2 protein-coding genes and 1 pseudogene are annotated in these 1,070 nt (G+C 60.5%); all 3 read left to right on the forward strand.

The genetic code is table 11. The features are described 5' to 3' along the window. Positions 1 to 124, forward strand: a pseudogene (locus AC097L_RS26055) (SIS domain-containing protein); the annotation flags it as partial. A gap of 211 nt (positions 125 to 335) precedes the next feature. Beyond that, the gene (locus AC097L_RS26060; RefSeq protein ID WP_479589585.1) at positions 336 to 668 is read left to right on the forward strand and encodes a hypothetical protein; all 333 of its coding nucleotides are present in this window, start codon (positions 336 to 338) and stop codon (positions 666 to 668) included. Continuing rightward, positions 665 to 1,070 (forward strand): type II toxin-antitoxin system VapC family toxin (locus AC097L_RS26065; RefSeq protein WP_479589586.1); only part of this gene is annotated, 406 nt, incomplete at its 3' end. The genes AC097L_RS26060 and AC097L_RS26065, both read left to right, overlap by 4 nt.

The following is a 1,070-nucleotide window of genomic DNA, read 5'->3' on the forward strand; positions in this document are numbered from 1 at the left end:
CGAAGACCTGGACCCCATCACCGCCATCCAGAGCTTTTACCTGCTGGTCGAAGCCGTGGCCCGCGCCCGCGGCCAGGACCCGGACAAGCCGCGCCATTTGTCCAAGGTGACGCGTACGCGCTGATCCCAGAGATCCGCAGAAATTTCTGCATTTTCACTATCGAATACATAGCTTCTTGTGCTTATAAGATAAGCGCTAGAGGCTATTTTGTTGTGCAGAATTTAAAGCGATTTCTATAGCATGCGCAGACTGCCCTCCCACTTTGTTGGTGGGGCATGCTGAAACAGGCGCATGGCGATACAATTTACAACTTGTATCTCAAATGGTGCCCGCCATGCCTATTTCCCTTCGTCTCCCTCCCGACACTGAAAACCAGATCGCTGAGTTCGGCGCGCGCCAGGGCCTGAGCAAATCGGCGGTGATCGTGCGCAGCATCCAGGAATTTTTGAGCAAACACGCCCAACCCTCCTCGCTTGACCTGTATGAGGCGGCGATGCGCGGCGTGCCACAAGACCCCAGCGCCGACGCAGTGCGCGAAGCCGCAGAGCAACGCCCCCACAAGCGCCAGGCCCGCGATGCCCTGCGCCAGAAACACGCCGAACGCTCCGCCCGTGCCCGCGGCGCACTCGGCCAGCCGCCCCATGAAACCGGCATAAAGCCGGTATGAACATCCTGGCCGACTCGGGCTATTTCATCGCGCTGTTCAGTCCCAAAGACCACCACCACGCGCGCTGCAAAGCCTTCTTTGCCAGCTACCTGGGCCAGACCACCACCACCTGGGCGGTATTCACCGAAGTCTGCGCCCTGCTGACCCACCACCAGCAAAAAGCCTTCTTCACCTGGGCCGCCCAAGCGCAGGCCCTGGGCCATCTGCGCATCGAATCTCCGCCCGCCGATGCCATCGCCGCCCTCTGGGAGATGGTGGACCGTTACGTAGACCTACCCATGGACTTCTGCGATGCCAGCCTGGTCTACCTGGCCGTCCACCTGAAAATCCACCGCATCGCCACCACCGATGTGCGCGACTTCTCGGTGTACCGGCTGCCGGGTACTCAGCGGTTTGTGCATG

Source organism: Rhodoferax sp. RT5P35, assembly GCF_056521385.1.